Source organism: Vibrio sp. M260121 (assembly GCF_036533715.1).
In the GTDB taxonomy this organism is placed as follows: domain Bacteria; phylum Pseudomonadota; class Gammaproteobacteria; order Enterobacterales; family Vibrionaceae; genus Vibrio.
The window spans coordinates 76,511-93,676 of the sequence record NZ_JATABF010000017.1 but is presented as its reverse complement, the minus strand read 5'-3'; the positions used below and the strand labels follow the sequence as shown (position 1 = coordinate 93,676).

The following is a 17,166-nucleotide window of genomic DNA, read 5'->3' as shown; positions in this document are numbered from 1 at the left end:
AATTGTTCTTGTGCCCAAAGTTTAGCGTCTGAATATGTCATCTTAGTGTTTCAGTGAGGAATAGTAAGTGATCAGATCGCACACACGTTAAAGAGTTCAAAAAAAATCCCCAAGCTACAAGCTTGGGGATTTGTGTATAAGAGACAGCCTCACGTGAGGGGCGTTTTTCTTTTCGGCACTATCTCAAGGAAGTTTGGCTTATTGAAGCGTAGTTCCGTTAGATAGCAGCTTTCTTGTCGCCTCTTGCTCGGTGTATTCGACCGCATCGTGATCCGCTAGCTTATCGACTTCCACCTGTTCACCCATCACAACCAACACGTGTTGTTTCACCAGAGCATCGACCACTTCAATGTTGTGCTGACGAAGAAGCGCTCTCACTTCGCTCTCTTTCCCTTCATGATACTTAACAAAGTAGCGTGCTGGTTGCTGCTCGGCTTGATCTTGGCGTTCATCCACGAGAGGAAACCCTTGATTGTTCGCCAAGCTGCTTGAGCTCAGTCCGATTGCCAATAGTGCGGTAGCGCCTACCGCAGACAAAGAAAGTAAGGTCAACTTCTTCATAGTCACTCCTTATTGAAAGGTCAGAGTCCAACTGTTGATGGTGCCTGTGTCTCTTCTGGCATTGTCCACCGCTTTAAGTTCCCATGTGCCTTGCGACTCAAAACCAGAGAAGTCCGCTTGGAAACTGGTTTTAATGTCGTTCGCACTGCCACCCGCGTTGTCGTGCAGTACCACTTGACCACCATCTGGCGACGTTAATGTGACATAAAGATCACCAATGTAGGTGTGAGTGATATCCAAGTCGATCGTCACTGAGCCTGCATCGCCAGAGCGAGGCACATCTAATGAGCTTACAACGCCAGACGCTTTGTTATCAGGAATCGCTACCGCGTCTGAGTTGGTGTAGCTAGAAGGTGTAGAGCCGCCACCAGATGAATCGCCCGAGCCGTTATGCGCTGCCACAAGAGAAACACCCGAGTACGCGCTGTAGCCGTAAACCAATACTTCATATTGCCCTGCGCCAGATACGTTCAAGCTACAGCTTTCGCCATTACCGCCCGCCCATGAACGACAGTCGTAAGTGCTGGTGCTTGGTGTGCCATTGAAGCGTACGTAAAGGTCAGCATCACCAGAACCACCACTCATGTTGAATGTCGCTTGCGTTGCATCCGCAGGGACGTCAAACACAAATACTGAGCTTGATTTGCTGCCGCCAGAAAGCTGCGTTTTCGCCACACCATTTTCTAGAACGTTGTCGTTGCCAGAGCCGCCGCCATCCGGACCATTACAGCCAGCGTCTAGGTATTGTTTCGCAGCCTCAGCATTCACAAGACCATGACCAGTGCGGTTATCACGACCTGTTACGTCGATGTCCGTTGCTGTCTTGATCAGTGCGTTACGTACTTGTGCTGCGGTACAGGTTGGATGGTAACTCCACACTAAACCTGCAACACCAGTTACGTGCGGTGTCGCCATCGAAGTACCGTTGTAGTACTCGTAGTCTTCACCCTTGGTGGTCGATACCGTGATGTCTTGACCAACATAGCCCAGCAGCTCCTGACCGAAAGCACGATCAACCGTCACTGACACAATACGCGCCGCGTTGTTTTGATCGACAAGGAAAGGATTCTGCAAACCCGGAAGCTCAGAGTTACTGTACACAATCGCCGCACTTGCGCCTGCGTTGTAACACGCTTGAACTGCATCGATTTCTGGGTAGTTGCCTGATGATTGGTTGCCCACACGTTCGGTTAAACAGATCTTGCCAGACATATCGCCACAGCTGAAGCTGCTACCAGATACATCACAGCTTGCCAGTGTCGCCGTGATAGAACCAGCTACTGGATCAGGACCGTAACTGCCACCCGATTGGATCAAGCGGTTGTGAGGAACGATGCCACGATCGAACTGGCTAACACCGTTCAAGCGAATGTCTGAAAGCTTACCCTCGCCCACTGTCACCGTAGATAGAATCGCTACGCCCGGACCTGCGATTTCAACTTGGTCTGTCGCTTGAGAGAACGCCGCGTGATCACGCTTATCATCCACTGCCGCAACGGACATAACTGAATCGTAAGATGCTGGGTAGCTGTGCGCAGTATTACCATCGTTACCCGCAGCGGCAATCAGCAGCACGCCTTGGTCGTAAATGGTTTGCAACGCGTTTTTCTCCGTCACACTCGACTGGCTACCACCAAGGCTCATGTTGACTACGTTCGCGCCGTTGTCAGCACAAGTTTGTACCGCTTTCACCAAGCTGGATGAGTAGCCCCAACCCGCTTCATTGAACACCTTAACGATGTGCAAATTCACGTTTTGGTTTGGCATAACGCCTTTGATGCCCTCTGTGTTGGCAATCGCGGCAATCGTACCCGCTACGTGTGTACCGTGAGCGTTGTTGTTCCCCGGAACACTCCAAGAGCCGGTACCGCTATCGTTTGTACCCAACACTCGGTTACCACTCAGATCGTTGTGCGCCAAATCGTAACCCGAGTCGATGATACACACGGTGCGATTACCTGCATTTGAGTCATCCAGAAGCTGAGCGTTAACCGCCTCGTAGCCCCATGGGATAGTCTCGCTTAACAGATAGCGCGGAGGGTCAATTTCAACGTATTCCACATCACTTCGGTTACGTAATTGCCCCAGCTCTGAGTCTTCCATCTCCACACTATAGATCGCGCGGTTTCCTAGCTTTTCCACTTTACGCGCTTTGAGCTGATCTAAAACCGACTCTTGCGCGATGCGCGGACCCCAGAATGAGTTCCCACCCAATGCTGAAGGACTGGACGTATCTTCTTTAAATTTGACGATGTATTTGGTCGGCAAGTTAGCTTCGTCGAACCCCGTCAGAGGAGCCGCATGCGCTGACATCGAAAATGTCAGTGCTACTGCAACGGCAGACAATGAAAACAAGCCATTTAATTTAGTTGTTGTGTGATGCATTTGCTCTATTCCTTTTTGAGCTGATTTTTATTCACTTTATCCTCATGAAAAATCATAACCATGACTTATACATGAGCGATTCAGCTATAGGTTATCGCCTAAAAATGCCAAACAATTTGTTTCATAAATACACAACAATGAACAAAAGATCATTTAAACAACAGATTTAGTTAACATACAAAAATACCACCAAAACCTTATAAAGCAATTACTTATTAACACAAAAAGTGCATGTTAAATTAATGTTAGTGAGTAATTATTCTATATTTTATAAAATCTTAGTATTTACCAAATCTATTGAAATACGATTGCGGTACCAAAATTAACAGAATGAATAATTAGATATTTGACTAAGTAGGGTATTTACTCAGAATGAGGGCGTTTAGTGAGATAAATTCTCACTTAAATCATGACGATAATCATCATAGAGAGTGAATCATGAACAAGACCATTACGTTACTTAGTGCATTATTACTACCACTGAGTTTGGCTCACGCTGACGAGCCATCCCTGACTCCTGAAATGGTAAGCGCCTCGCAAGTCAGAAGTGCGCAAGCGAAACAAACCTACACTTATGTTCGCTGTTGGTACCGCACCAGTTATTCAGAAGACGAACCAGCTACAGATTGGGAATGGGCAGAGAATCCTGACGGCAGTTACTTCACAATTGAAGGCTATTGGTGGAGTGCTGTTTCTTTCAAAAACATGTTTTACACCGACACACCACAAAGCATCATCAAAGAGCGTTGTGAGCAGACCCTAGATCTGGCGAATGAAAACGCAGACATCACCTTCTTTGCTGCCGATAACCGTTTCTCCTACAACCACACCATCTGGAGCAACGATCCAGTCATGCAGCCCGATCAAATCAACAAGGTCGTGGCGCTGGGTGACAGTTTGTCGGATACCGGCAACATCTTTAACGCATCACAATGGCGATTCCCGAATCCAAATAGCTGGTTCTTAGGGCATTTCTCTAACGGGTTTGTATGGACAGAGTACATTGCTCAAGCGAAGAACCTACCGCTCTACAACTGGGCTGTTGGCGGCGCAGCAGGTGAAAACCAATACATCGCTCTGACGGGAGTAGGTGAGCAAGTTTCTTCTTACTTGGCGTATGCGAAACTGGCCAAAAACTACAAGCCAGCCAATACATTGTTTACGCTTGAGTTTGGTTTGAATGACTTCATGAACTACAACCGCAGCGTGCCAGAAGTGAAATCAGACTACGCGGAAGCCTTGATCAAACTGACCGATGCGGGTGCGAAGAACTTGTTGTTGATGACGCTACCAGACGCCACTCGTGCGCCACAGTTTACCTACTCAACTCAAGAGGAAATCGACAAGATCCGTGCGAAGATCGTTGAGATGAACGAGTTCATCAAGGCGCAAGCGGCATACTACACAGCGCAAGGCTACAACATCACTCTGTATGATACCCATGCCCTGTTTGAAAGCTTAACAGCGAACCCAGAGCAACACGGTTTCGTTAATGCGAGCCAAGCTTGCCAAGACATCAACCGTTCGTCTTCTGCAGATTACTTGTATCATCATGCGCTGCGCTCAGAGTGTGCCGCGTCTGGTTCTGACAAGTTTGTGTTCTGGGATGTGACTCACCCAACCACAGCCACGCATCGCTACGTAGCAGAGAAGATGCTAGAAAGCAGCAACCAACTATCGAACCACCCGTTCTAACCCTAGAACCCGAGAGACAGATAAGATAAAGGCTGACGCTATGTCAGCCTTTATTGATTTCGAATTCTGCATATCTCGAAGCTTTGCCTCGTTCAGCGACCTTTATCGGTGCAGAATCGCCACCGCTTTAGTGGTCTTCTCTAAATTCTCTTCCGCTTGATCTGGAATCTTACTCGCGATGGTCGCATACAAGCTGTCGATCATAGCAAGTTTGACCAAGCGCGCGATGCCGTTTTTACCCAGCAATGGCTCTGGCGATGCAGGCGCGTAAAGCGGGTAATCGGAAAGCTGGGACAGCTCAGCGTGGAAGTTGTTGGTGATAGAGATGATCGTCGCACCAGATTGCTTCGCAAGACGGACGGCATCCATCAAATCAACGGTCTGACCTGAATGCGATACCACCAGCACCACGTCTTTTTCGCTCAACACACTAGCCGACATCAACATCAAGTGACGATCACGAGGCACTGATGCTCGAATACCAAAACGCAAAAGCTTGTGCTGGAAGTCTTCACAGATGATGTTCGAACCACCCGCTGCATACAACTCAATATTACGCGCGTTAATGATGGCCTCGGCGGCAGCACTCACCATATTGGCATCCACAAAGTTGAGGATTTCCGTCAAGGCATTGATGGAGTTTTGCAGCACCTTAGTGACGATCTGCTCGCAAGAATCATCCGGCTGAAGTTGCTCACTTGGCGCGTAAGAATCTGAGTGATGATGAGCGTTTAACGCGTCTTTAAGCTGTTTAAAACCACTGAAGCCAAGCTTCTTTGACACCTTAACGATCAACGCCGTTGACACACCCAACCGCTCCGCCACTTCTTTAATTGAAGTCGACTTCTGCATGAAGTGAGGCTTGAGAAAGTTTTCCGCAATGGATTGTTCGGTACGCGTGAGTGAAGGCATACGCATACGAATATTGGGAATTACTTGATTGACATCCACGGACAATATCATTCCTTGTGAAACAGTCGGATCATTATACATAGCTACCGCTCTCTCGTCATGGTAACTGCACTTGCAGTTACGGTTATGCCTTTAATTGCCAATGCGTTGCCGTGACTGCGCTTTCGCTCTCAATCACAAAGCCCACACCTTGTGCGTTTTGGCCGAAGAAGCGTGATGTCGACACCGCCTCACCTTGGTTAATAAATACTTCCACACTTGAATGGTCACGAAGAATTTGTAGATGACGAACCTCACCTTGCCACTGCTTTGATTCCCACTCACCTGTTTTCAGATTTCGGCGGGTTATTGCTAGCCCTTGTGGCGTCACTTGCAGCTTCAAATCTGCGGCAACATCGATCGTCAGTTCTGCCGGAACATCTTCAATCAGCAGTTCAGAAGACAATCCATAAAAACGCAGCGATTGGTTGGTAAAGCTTTGTGGTTGCGAACGCAAAGATTCGAGTTCTGCACTTGGTTTTTGCAGTAAGCGGCCATCTTGAAGAATCAGCTCTCGCGGGCAAGTCATTTGATGAATCCAACCAAACTCTATCGTTGGTTGGTAAGATTCGAACTCATCTGGTTTCCCCATCCATCCAAAGAGAATGCGACGACCTTGTTCATCTTCAAACGTTTGTGGCGCGTAAAAGTCGAAACCATGATCCATCAATACGCCTTCGCCATGTTCAAAGCCCGCCGTTGGGTAATCAAGCTGACCGAGATGATAAGTCACATCAAAGGTTTCCACTTTACGACCGTCCACTTCTAACCAGTTTTTCGGGCAAGTGATCAGCGCGTATTGGTCACCAATCGGGAAAAGATCTGGGCATTCCAACATAAAGTCATCACTTTGATGTTGATTGCAGCCATCACCAAATACTTCACCAACAAACTGCCATTGTTTTCTGTCTGATGAACGGTACAACAGCACTTTGCCTTTGTAATCGAGATCTTCTGCGCCCAGCACCATGTAGTACTCACCATCGTGCAGCCACACTTTTGGATCGCGCACATGGCCGCTGTAGCCTTGTGGTAAGTCGAGCACAATGCCTTGCTTCTCTGCCTGTTTGCCCGCCTCTAACGTAGCTCGGCATTGGTAAGCGGTTCGGCCACCTTGTTCGAACTTCACGTTGCCGGTGTAAAACAGTTCCAGCGCACCATCCACTACCAAGCCTGAGCCAGAATAACAGCCGTGCGTTTCGTAGTTTTCTGTTGGTGCTAACGACAAAGGTTGATGCTGCCAGTGAATAAGATCTTTACTGGTGGCGTGTCCCCATGCTTTCGCGCCATGCGCACACGCTTTTGGATTCCATTGATAAAACAGGTGATATTCACCCGCAAAGTACGCCAAGCCGTTTGGGTCGTTCAATAAACCAAATTGCGGCGCAAAGTGCCAAGTTGGACGGTAAGGGTCTTCTTGCGGATTTGCCATCTGATTTAAGGCAATCGCCAACACGTCGTTAATGTAGGTTTGTTCTGCTGTCATGGTAAGCCTTATTAAAATCTAGAAACAGGAATCCCCCTGAAGTCAGGGGGATGAAAACACAAGGGATTACTTGTCTTGCAACATCTTGTCTGAGTAACCAAATAGGTAAGTCAGAGTAAATGCCGTACCGATAGCAATTAAGTTCACCGCTAGGTAACCCAGCATTTGACCATTCAAGTAGAGCAGCGCTCCTGGAATGACCGTGATAGCCATGCCTGTTGCTTTCAAACCAAATACCGTTGCGAAGAAGCCGCCAACTGCACCGCCAATCAAGCCCATAATGAATGGTTTGAAGAAGCGAAGGTTCACACCGTATAGCGCTGGCTCAGTGATACCCAAGAACGCAGATAGTGTTGATGGCATTGCCAAAGCTTTGAGTTTCTTGTCTTTGGTTTTCACACCTACCGCAAGACAAGCAGCACCTTGTGCAGCGATTGCGGCGGTAATGATGGCGTTGAATTCGTTTGCACCAGTGTTGGTCAGCAATTGAATCTCAAGCAGGTTGAAGATGTGGTGAACACCCGTCATCACAACGATTTGTTGCAGACCACCAATCAAGATACCGCTCAGACCCAGTGGCAGATCCAGCATGAACTGCGCGCCTTGCAGAATAATAAGCTCTAACCAGTGGAAGATAGGACCAATCACAAATAGAGAAGCCGTAATCATCACCAATAGCGTTAGGAATGGCGTGACGACTAAGTCCAAAGCTTCTGGTACGAAGTTACGAATACGGCGCTCTAGTTTGGCTCCCAACATACCGGCAATAAAGGCAGGGATGACCGAACCTTGGTAGCCAAGCACGGGAATAAAGCCAAAGAACATGATTGGATCAAGCTCACCAGACGCCACAGACCATGCATTTGGCAGCGCTGGCGACACCAGCATCATACCCAAAATCAGACCAATTAAAGGAGAGCCACCAAACACGCGCGCCGCCGACCACGCGATCAGTGCTGGTAAGAAAATGAAAGCAGTATCCGTCAGAATTTGAGTATAAAGAATGAAGTTTTGCGGAATGGTTTCTGGCGTTAGACCAAACAAGCCTAAGATCTCTGGCTGCATGAACAAGCCACGCAACCCCATAAACAAGCCTGTCGCAACAAGCGCTGGAATGATTGGCACGAAAACATCACCAAACGTACGGATCGCACGTTGGAAAGCCGTCCCTTGTTTTTCAACCGCTTTACGTTGTTCATCTTTCGAAGCTGTCTTCAGCTTTAAGTTCTCAAACGCTTCAAAGACTCGGTTCACCGTTCCGGTGCCAAAAATAATTTGGTATTGGCCGCTGTTAAAAAATGCGCCCTTTACCTTGTCGGTGCCCTCGATGCGTTTCTTATCAATTTTGTTTTCATCGGCAACCATTACGCGTAATCGAGTGGCACAGTGAGCGACAGAGACAATGTTTTCTTCTCCGCCTAACGAGCCCACCAACTCTTCTGCAATCATCGTGTAAGACATATTCAAACCTGTTTCGTGATTAATGGATTAACTGCCTATTAAGCTATCAATAAGTCATAGACTCTGCCTCTACCGAGATCACAAAAATAAACTTTCTGTGAATTTTTTATTTCTGTGAATTTTATTGTGAACTTTTATTTATTTTAAATACAATAACTTAAATAACATTCGGTGAGTTTCAATTAAATTCACTGTTTACAGTTGTAATTTTATTTGTAAACTTTAAAGCAAACCTGAACGCTTGAGAGTTACGAATATGAAAATTGCTATCGGTTGTGATCATGTAGGGATCGAACATAAAGAATTGGTTATCAAACACTTAGAAAGTAAAGGTATTGAAGTGATTGATTTCGGCACGCATTCAGCAGAGCGTACTGACTACCCTCAATACGGTTTAGCCGTCGCAAAAGCGGTAACAAGTGGCGATGCAGACCAAGGTCTTTTGATTTGCGGTACAGGCGTTGGCATTTCGCTAGCAGCAAACAAAGTTCCGGGTATTCGCGCTGTCGTTTGTAGCGACCCATACACGGCGCAGCTATCTAAACAGCATAACAACACCAACATCCTTGCGTTCGGCTCTCGCGTTATTGGCATTGAGCTAGCAAAAATGATCATCGATAGCTGGTTAGAAGCAAAGTTCGAAGGTGGTCGTCATCAGAACCGTGTAAACCAAATTGCAGAAATTGAGGAGCGATAAGATGGCTAAGTTTTGTCCTTCAATGATGTGTGTCGACTTCTCTAAGTTGGCAAGCGAGCTGAAAGAGCTAGAAAAAGCAAACGTCGATATGCTGCATATTGATGTGATGGACGGTCACTTTGTACCAAACTTCGCACTTGGCCCAGAAGACATCAAAGCGATTCGTAACCTAACGGACATCGAATACGATGTGCACCTAATGTTGTCAGATCCAGACCAGTTCATCGACTTGTTTGCAGCACTAGGCCCTAAGCTGATGTACATCCACGCAGAAGCGCCACCACATCTGCATCGTTCACTCGGTAACATCCAAGCGAAAGGCATTAAGTCTGGCTTAGCAATCAACCCAGGTACGCCATTGAGCGCAATTGAAGACGTACTGGATGTGACGGACGTGATTTTGGTGATGTCGGTAAACCCTGGTTTTGCAGGACAAGCCTTTATTCCAAATGCTTACAACCGCATCGAGCGTATTATCGAAATGATCGAAGCGAAAGGCACCAACACTAAGATCGCCATCGACGGCGCGATCAGCCCAGAAGTAATTGAACGTCTGAGCGACAAAGTGGAGTACTTTATTCTTGGTACTGCGGGGCTGTTTGGTAAACCAAAGAGCTACGCAGACACCATGCAAGACCTACGCGCCCTTGGCGAAAAAGCGGTCGCTTAAAACCCCCAACTATCTTTTCTTAGTTTATCCCCGAGTGCTTTGCTTCTGGTGCGCTCGGGGATTTTTTGTCAAAACAGGCGTACATCCCATCTAGCGTATACACTTATTTCTACTCAATAAATTCAGAGTCGAGGTTGGTGTGAAGGGAATGAGAAAGCCGATGTTTGCCCGCAGCTTGCGTTGCTTAACCGCTGCGTTGTTATTGCTGATTTCCTTTGTCACCGTCGCGCAAACCCTACCCGAAACCGACTTTCTGAAAAGCGAAATCGCACGCTTGAACGCGGAGTCACCAAAAAACGACACGCTGATTGGTCAGTACGAAACTCTACTCAATCAAATTACAGGGTTCGACGCGCAGAAAGCATCGCGTGACGATTACCGAAAAATCATTAGCCAGTTCCCCTTGCAGCGAGAACGTCTTCTCAAACAAATCGAAGAAGCCGAAAAGCTCGACATGTTCAAGGCCAAGCAGCTCAATAGCTACAGCGATCTATCTCAATCCATAGCGTCACTTCAGGCTGCGATGAGTGAATGGCGCACCACTTCACAAGCGAATGCCGAAAAGACCAAACAACTCAACGCAGCAAGAACCTCCCTCCCCGTTTCTTTGGCTCAATTGAATCAACAAATCGAACAAGCTTCATTGGTCAAAAGTGAAAACGGCGCAGAAATAAATCAATGGTTAGAGACCGCGAATCTCACCTATCTTAAATTACAAAAAGAGGTGATGACGGCTGAACTACAAAGTTTGGATGAACGTACAGAGCTTGTGCGATTAGAACAGCAATTGTTGGCGAAGAAGCTTCAGTTAGCCTCTCCCATGCTGATTGAACTGCAAGACAAGCTCACCCGAGTTGAACAAGAATCGGTAAGAGGTTTGATTGCCGAAGCGCGAGAGCTAAGCGCGAAAGCCGATGAATCTGACGTGGAGAAACAGCGACTCATCGAGCAGCTTCGTCAGTACACGTTAGAGCTAGAACAAGTGTTGGTAGAAATCGACCAAGCACGCATTGCTGGACAAAAGTTTGAATCAGAGCGCCGGAGCTTGTCGGAAGAACAGCGCCTAATCAAAGAAAACCTCTCATGGCTGCGAGACAGCACCGCATTTGGCGCTTCGATTCGCGCTCAGCTGCAGCGTTTGCCAAACCAAGTTCAAAACAAAGCCATACCCGATGAGATTGCCAATGCTCACATCCGCAAATACGAAATCAGTCAGTTGCTGGATGATTTTGCGCTTGAAGATGCCGTTCGTGCGACGCAATCCAATGCCAAAGCGCCAGACCGTTTAGAAACCTTATCGCATGAGCTCATAGAACAGCTATCTCAAGACTATGAAAAACTCATTATTGCTTTAGGAAAACTGCAGCTGACCATTAACCAGTACGCTATTGAAGTCGAAAATGCGCGAGCCTTCTTACGTGAACAACAACTTTGGACACGCAGTAATGTGCCTTTCTGGCAGCACCTGACTGACTTCGATAAAGAGATTTGGTTTGGCACCAAAACCCCATTGAAAACCCTGCAAGATGAGGTCAATCCTGACCAACTCAAAATGGTGGGTGGTGCGTTTGTTTTCTACACCTTGGTGTTGTTTTATCTGGGGCGTCGTTTGGTTCGTCGTACGACTCGACTTCGTCATGAATACAAAAAGGTATTTGGCCACCCGCTCAAGGACCGCTTCCAAAACAGTATTTCACTGCTGTTTATGGCGATGTGTCGAGCCGTGATTCTGCCACTTTGGTATGCCATCACCGCAGCGGCACTGTTCTGGTTGTGGCCGGCTCCCAACGCAACCGAATCCAAAATGCTGATCGTTGCCAGTGCTTCTGCCTTGTTTGTGATCGAATTGATTTACGCCATGAGCTCGAAAAAAGGCTTGTTGGAGTTGCACCTAAATTGGCCAGAACGCATTTGTGATTATGTTCATAAGCAGAGTAACCGCCTGCGTTTTCCATTTGCCCTCTTCCTTTTATTGATCTTCTTTGCAGAGTTGGTTGCCGGCGACCAAGAAGCAGAAATTTCTCGCCTGTTCTTCCTAATGCTAATGGTCGGCATGACGATGGTGTATGGCGCTTTACTTAAGTCTGATCGCATCCCATCGACACTGCCTGTTCCACTCAATCGCGGACTTGGATTGTTGCTGCTTAAGGTGATGATCCTCGGCTCCTTCATTGCCATCATTATTATGGCGTTGATGGGTTTATACATCGCGGCATGGCTGTTGCTCATTTACCAGCAACTTACCCTGTTTGTCGTGCTTGGCGTCTTGTTTACGTATCAGCTTGGGGAGCGCTGGCTCAAACTCGAACACCGTCAACTTAATTACCAACGCCTACTGGCGCGCCGTGAAGAATTAATTGCTCAGCAACAAGAGCAAGCAGACGAGCCACCTGAAATTGCCGAACTCAGAGAAAACTTCCCGGAAGTGGAAGAGCAAGGCTTGGGTAGCGAGCAGATCAGCGAACAATCCATGACACTGTTGCGCGGTTTATCCTTGATTGGTTTGGTAATTGCGGTTCTGACTTTATGGTCGAGTGCGTTAGAGATGACCAGTTGGCTCGATAAAGTGGTGGTGTGGCAAGTCAGTGAAGTGGTCAGCGGCAGTTCGACCTTGGTTGACGTGACGCTACAGTCTCTGATTTATGCACTGATCACCTTGCTTGTTACCTTTGTTGGCGTACGCAACCTACCGGGTATACTGGAGCTGCTGATTCTGCGCCGTTTAGAGTTATCTCCCGGCACGGGCTACGCGGTGACCACTTTGCTGCGCTATCTGATTTTGATGACGGGCGTGCTGTCTGCTTTCGCCATTCTTGGCTTTCAGTGGTCGCGTCTGCAATGGCTCGTGGCTGCATTTGGTGTCGGCTTGGGATTTGGTCTGCAAGAGATCTTCGCAAACTTTATCTCTGGTTTGATTTTGTTGTTTGAGCGCCCAATTCGTATTGGCGATATCGTCACCATCAATGACCTATCTGGCACAGTGAGTAAAATCCAAACTCGCGCTACCACCATCATCGATTGGGACAACAAAGAGATTGTGGTGCCGAACAAAACCTTCATTACCGAAAAGCTCATCAACTGGTCACTCACCGATTCAATCACTCGTATTGTTATTCCAATTGGCGTGGCGTATGGCTCTGATGTCGAGAAAGTCGAAGAGTTGTTGTATCAAGTAGCGGAAGAGCACCCATTAGTGCTGAACGATCCGTCTCCGTCAGTCTTTTTCTTAGCGTTCGGGGCAAGCAGTTTGGACTTTGAGTTACGTGTGCACATTAACTCCATCGATCACCGCTTATCGACCATTCACATCATAAACAAAAACATCGATAAGCTGTTCAAAGAGAACGACATCGAAATCGCCTTCCCACAAATGGATGTTCACGTTCGCGACTGGCCACAGGACGGTGAGAAAAGCTAAGTCTGGCACTACTTAGCGCGATTTGGGTTTGATTATCGACAGACTGGCGATTAAAAGCCACCAGCCCACTTGTCAAAATCGTCGATCACGTTGAGCTCTTGTTGAGTACGAGGACGCGGATAGTACGGCAGAGCAAGTAACTTCTCTGATGGCATTAACAGCCAATCTGGTGACATCTTCATGCGCACTAACTCTTGCTCATCATCACGTCGAACAAACATGTAGTAACCATCTGCGTGGGTATTCGCGTAACTGGCGATTTGCACAATCTCGCCGCTTGGCAGTTTGACTTTGCGTCCCAACGGGTACAAGCGATGCAGCGCAAAGCTCACATGCGCATCCTCTAGATAACCCTTTTTGAATCGAGAGATCCCAATCGCAGTCGACGTAGTTCGATGAGACCATCCCGCTAGCTTCAAGCCCTTGAGAGAATCTTTGAATGGTTGTCCTTTTGGCTCACCTTCATTGGAGATGAATTGCACCGTTAGCGCGTCACCTTGCTCATCTAAAATCTGCAAGAACTGCTCGCCCGTTTTATCAGCCAATAATTTCACGTTACTGCTCCGCCAAAAGGTTTGTGAATGGAATACTATAAAGCCACCATAGCTAAGTTCAAGCTCATCCTCTCAATCCCTTTTCCCGATGAGTAATCGTCTCTACAACGAGAATGCACAGTGCCGGGTTCTACAAACAGCGTTTAGGGACAGACACAAGCGAAAATTGTTAGGGTGGGTTTATCTTTTTTATCGCGGGTTTACCATCACTTTTCGTCAATCTTGCTATGATGATTTGGTAACCCTTTAAGGAGCAAAGAATGAATCTAAAACGCTATGTTGTGTTGCCTATGATGGCAGCAGCGCTATTTGGCTGTGCCCAACACGAATCCGATGACACCGCAAAAATCATGACCGTCAATGTAGGTCCAGAACTGGTGGATTGTGTGGGTGTCGGGCCAATGAAATGCATGGTGGTCGATGGTAACTACTTCTATGATCAAATCGACGGTTTTGAATTTGAATCAGGTTCCGAGTACACCTTAAAAATCAAACGCACTCAGCGATTTACCCCAGAGAATGCACCAGCCGATGCGAGCTTGTATCGATATGAGCTGATTGAAGTGTTAGAGAAGCGATAACCATAACGTTCACCACCCATAGAAAAGGAAGTTTTATGTTTGGAAATTGGAAACGAAACCGCCAAATTCGCGAGGTCGCAAAGGACATCACGCCAAAACTAGCACTCAAGTATGGTGAGAAAACAGATTACTCGAAGGAAGAGATCGATTGGGCGCTGAAAGAAAATGGTAAGACAGATGATGCCTTTACCCTGATCGCATACGGCATGTTGATTAGCCAAGCTGCTTACGTGCCGATGGGCCTAAGCCAAGAGCTAGGTGAACATGCTGACTTCCAATCAGAAGTCTCACTTGCCTTATTTGACCAAGCGACGGATCTTGTGAGCGTCAGCGCTTTACTGACTTACGCGGAGATTCAAGACAGCCACAAACAACAGCCCGCTACCGATTCGGATGATTTCGATGCTGATGGCGGAGACTTTGGAGGAGATGGCGGTGGGGATGGTGGCGGTGAATAGCATCACGCCAGCATCTGTGGCAATAAAAAGCGACGCTAAGTCATCTCAATAATAAACACGAAAAGGCTCATCACGAGCCTTTTAGCTTATCGCCTTGAGTAATTTAGAGGCTTCGTTTTGCTTATACCAAGCCTTTCAATTTCGCCAAACCATAAGCCGCGATGGTGACGCAGTCTTTGATTTCACCATCTATCATCATTTGCTCGAATGCTTCAACTGAGAACGAGCGTGTGATCAAGTCTTCTTCTTCACTGTCTAGCTGATTGCCCACTTCGGCTAACTCACTCGCGAAATACACATGGCAAGTCTGGTTTAAGAATCCATAAGCGATGAACTGTGCACCAACGTACTCCATCTTATTGGCCTGCATACCCGTCTCTTCTCGAAGCTCACCTTTTGCTAGCTCAAGATGATCCGCATCTGGATTTGATTCCCACGCCCCTTGCGGGATTTCCCAACAACGTTGTCCTACGGTGTAACGAAACTGCTGTACTAAGTGAATCACGCCGTTATCGATCGCCAGAATCGCTGCACAGTCTGGCTTGTCGACCACACCGTAGATACCTTCTGCTCCGCTAGGACGTTGGATCTTATCTTCACGTACCGTCATCCATTTGTTTTGATACACCACTTTGCTGTCGAGCTGTTTGATGTCTGCCATGAGAGTCCTTACTGCTTGATTCTTCGAAATTAGTTATTGGATTAGAAGCCATTCTAGCGCTGTTTGCGTGTCAGTTTGTAGACGGTTTTCAAATTCAACGCGCTTATTGGTATTCAATATATCCAATCAAAACAATAATTCATCGCAATGATTAGGATGGCGCGAAATGGCAAGTTTTCAATTCGAGGAACTCATATAGTTAACCCATCGACGCAAGGCATGGCTTTGCAAACTTGTTCATTATTGATTGAGGGTTCTTATGAGCGCATCGGATAAAGTCTACGGTTTCAACACTCCACAACGTCTGTTTGTTGGTTATACCTTGGCGGTATTGGTAGACCTTACGGTACTGAACTTCTATGACGAATATTGGGATTTCGTAACCATTGATTCATTTACGATTTCTTTCGCCGCGGCATTATTGCTTCAGTTGCTCTTGAAGCTGTCTATCAAAGCGGAACACAAAATCGCAGAGTACTTTAAATCGAAACCGGGTACGGCACCTAAGATTTACCGTGGTATCTCGACTTACGTTATCTTGGTCGGTTCGAAGTTCGTGATGCTAGAAGCCATTAACATTCTGTTCGGTGACAAGGTTGACTTTAGTGGCCCTTGGAACGGTGTCGTCGCCTTCTTTGCGGTGGTGTTTACCATCCTGATTTCAGAAGTCATCGTCGGTAAGGTTTACTTCAAACTTGGTGAGAAAGAACAACAAGCACAACGTGAATTGGCGGAAAACAACGCTAGCTAATAAGTAAGCTCGATGAATACAAAACAGCATCGATAGAACCCAAAAAGCGCTGAGAAATCAGCGCTTTTTTCGTTTGTTTGTTCACTTAAGCTTAAGCGACGAGGATGCTCTTAAGCTCGTTCAACGATTCCACCGTGTAGCTTGGTGCAATACGCTCATCCACACTCGCACCTGTGGTGTTCAACCAACACGTTTCAATGCCAAAGTTGTTACCGCCCAAGATATCGGAATGCAGGTTGTCACCCACCATCAATACGCGCGTCTTACATGGGTTGCCCATTTGCGTCATCGCGTATTCAAAGATACCCAGATCCGGCTTAGCAATACCAACTTGCTCAGAAATCACCACGTGCTCGAAGTAATCGCTCATACCTGTACGTTCTAGGCGAATCGCTTGCAGTTCGGTAAAACCATTGGTGATGATGCCCATTTTGGCTTTACCTTGCAGCGCTTCCATCAACTCTTTCGCACCCGGCAGCAAAGTACAGATGTCTGCCATCGCTTCTAGGAATGCACTGTTTAGATCCGCCGTTGTGGTGTTGAGCTTTTCTGCCCATTCAGTAAAGCGTTTGTGCTTGAGTTCATCTGCCGTCACTTTGCCATCTTGGTAATCTACCCAAAGTGGCTTGTTGACCGTTTGGTAGTGGGCAAAATCTTGCTCGGTGAAATCTACGCCTTTGTGAGAAAACATCAGCTGCAAACCTTTGAAGGCATCAAAGTGAAACAAGGTTTCGTCAGCGTCAAACAAGATCCAATCGTATTTCATTTTCTTCTTTCCAATATCCAGGTCGTTTTCTGCCGCATAGTCTAATTGTTTTCTTCTTGAAGGTAATCTCT

At 47.1% G+C, this 17,166-nt stretch carries 15 protein-coding genes; 7 read left to right on the top strand and 8 right to left on the bottom strand.

Annotation, left to right across the window (positions count from 1 at the left end; translation table 11 throughout):
• Positions 1 to 198 precede the first annotated feature (198 nt).
• Positions 199 to 561 carry an ATPase gene (locus QTO06_RS11690; RefSeq protein ID WP_331408183.1) on the bottom strand — a complete coding sequence of 121 codons (363 nt, stop codon included), beginning with the start codon at positions 559 to 561 and terminating at the stop codon, positions 199 to 201.
• Positions 562 to 570: 9 nt separating this feature from the next.
• Positions 571 to 2,946, bottom strand: coding sequence for a S8 family serine peptidase (locus QTO06_RS11685; RefSeq protein WP_331408182.1), 2,376 nt, complete (start codon positions 2,944 to 2,946; stop codon positions 571 to 573).
• A 435-nt stretch (positions 2,947 to 3,381) separates the two neighbouring features.
• Between QTO06_RS11685 and QTO06_RS11680 the strand changes: the two genes are divergently transcribed.
• Positions 3,382 to 4,641: an SGNH/GDSL hydrolase family protein gene (locus tag QTO06_RS11680; RefSeq protein WP_331408185.1), complete on the top strand. Its 1,260-nt coding sequence runs from the start codon at positions 3,382 to 3,384 to the stop codon at positions 4,639 to 4,641.
• A gap of 102 nt (positions 4,642 to 4,743) precedes the next feature.
• Here QTO06_RS11680 and QTO06_RS11675 read toward each other — a convergent pair whose 3' ends face one another.
• The 3 genes from QTO06_RS11675 to QTO06_RS11665 form a co-directional block, all read right to left on the bottom strand.
• On the bottom strand, positions 4,744 to 5,592 hold the full coding sequence (locus QTO06_RS11675; RefSeq protein ID WP_009705064.1) for an SIS domain-containing protein: 849 nt from the start codon (positions 5,590 to 5,592) through the stop codon (positions 4,744 to 4,746).
• Positions 5,593 to 5,677: 85 nt separating this feature from the next.
• Positions 5,678 to 7,078 carry a glycoside hydrolase family 32 protein gene (locus tag QTO06_RS11670; protein ID WP_331408179.1) on the bottom strand — a complete coding sequence of 467 codons (1,401 nt, stop codon included), beginning with the start codon at positions 7,076 to 7,078 and terminating at the stop codon, positions 5,678 to 5,680.
• Between the two features lie 66 nt (positions 7,079 to 7,144).
• Positions 7,145 to 8,539 (bottom strand): sucrose-specific PTS transporter subunit IIBC, encoded by a 1,395-nt coding sequence (locus QTO06_RS11665; protein ID WP_005442341.1) that lies wholly within the window; start codon positions 8,537 to 8,539, stop codon positions 7,145 to 7,147.
• 256 nt (positions 8,540 to 8,795) lie between these two features.
• Here QTO06_RS11665 and rpiB point away from each other — a divergent pair, with 256 nt between their 5' ends.
• The 3 genes from rpiB to QTO06_RS11650 all read left to right on the top strand — a co-directional run bounded on the left by rpiB (position 8,796) and on the right by QTO06_RS11650 (position 13,324).
• A complete protein-coding gene (gene rpiB / locus QTO06_RS11660; protein ID WP_005442339.1) occupies positions 8,796 to 9,236 on the top strand; it encodes a ribose 5-phosphate isomerase B in 441 nt (146 codons plus the stop codon).
• 1 nt (position 9,237) lies between these two features.
• The gene (gene rpe / locus QTO06_RS11655; protein WP_009705067.1) at positions 9,238 to 9,906 is read left to right on the top strand and encodes a ribulose-phosphate 3-epimerase; all 669 of its coding nucleotides are present in this window, start codon (positions 9,238 to 9,240) and stop codon (positions 9,904 to 9,906) included.
• 148 nt (positions 9,907 to 10,054) lie between these two features.
• On the top strand, positions 10,055 to 13,324 hold the full coding sequence (locus tag QTO06_RS11650; RefSeq protein WP_331408177.1) for a mechanosensitive ion channel domain-containing protein: 3,270 nt from the start codon (positions 10,055 to 10,057) through the stop codon (positions 13,322 to 13,324).
• A 50-nt stretch (positions 13,325 to 13,374) separates the two neighbouring features.
• Here the strand turns inward: QTO06_RS11650 and QTO06_RS11645 are convergent, their stop codons facing one another.
• Complete coding sequence (locus QTO06_RS11645) at positions 13,375 to 13,878, bottom strand: hypothetical protein (RefSeq protein WP_009705070.1); 504 nt, start codon at positions 13,876 to 13,878, stop codon at positions 13,375 to 13,377.
• A 260-nt stretch (positions 13,879 to 14,138) separates the two neighbouring features.
• On the opposite strand from QTO06_RS11645, the gene QTO06_RS11640 reads away from it, so the two are divergent.
• Both QTO06_RS11640 and QTO06_RS11635 read left to right on the top strand, forming a co-directional pair.
• Positions 14,139 to 14,459, top strand: a complete 321-nt coding sequence (locus QTO06_RS11640) for a DUF4377 domain-containing protein (RefSeq protein WP_009705071.1) — start codon at positions 14,139 to 14,141, stop codon at positions 14,457 to 14,459.
• Positions 14,460 to 14,494: 35 nt separating this feature from the next.
• Positions 14,495 to 14,917, top strand: a complete 423-nt coding sequence (locus QTO06_RS11635; RefSeq protein WP_331408176.1) for a DUF6559 family protein — start codon at positions 14,495 to 14,497, stop codon at positions 14,915 to 14,917.
• 121 nt (positions 14,918 to 15,038) lie between these two features.
• Here the strand turns inward: QTO06_RS11635 and QTO06_RS11630 are convergent, their stop codons facing one another.
• Positions 15,039 to 15,578 (bottom strand): NUDIX domain-containing protein, encoded by a 540-nt coding sequence (locus QTO06_RS11630; RefSeq protein WP_041054182.1) that lies wholly within the window; start codon positions 15,576 to 15,578, stop codon positions 15,039 to 15,041.
• Between the two features lie 259 nt (positions 15,579 to 15,837).
• Between QTO06_RS11630 and QTO06_RS11625 the strand changes: the two genes are divergently transcribed.
• On the top strand, positions 15,838 to 16,329 hold the full coding sequence (locus QTO06_RS11625) for a hypothetical protein (protein ID WP_045417043.1): 492 nt from the start codon (positions 15,838 to 15,840) through the stop codon (positions 16,327 to 16,329).
• 91 nt (positions 16,330 to 16,420) lie between these two features.
• Here QTO06_RS11625 and yjjG read toward each other — a convergent pair whose 3' ends face one another.
• Positions 16,421 to 17,095 carry a pyrimidine 5'-nucleotidase gene (gene yjjG, locus QTO06_RS11620; protein WP_331408175.1) on the bottom strand — a complete coding sequence of 225 codons (675 nt, stop codon included), beginning with the start codon at positions 17,093 to 17,095 and terminating at the stop codon, positions 16,421 to 16,423.
• Positions 17,096 to 17,166 lie beyond the last annotated feature (71 nt).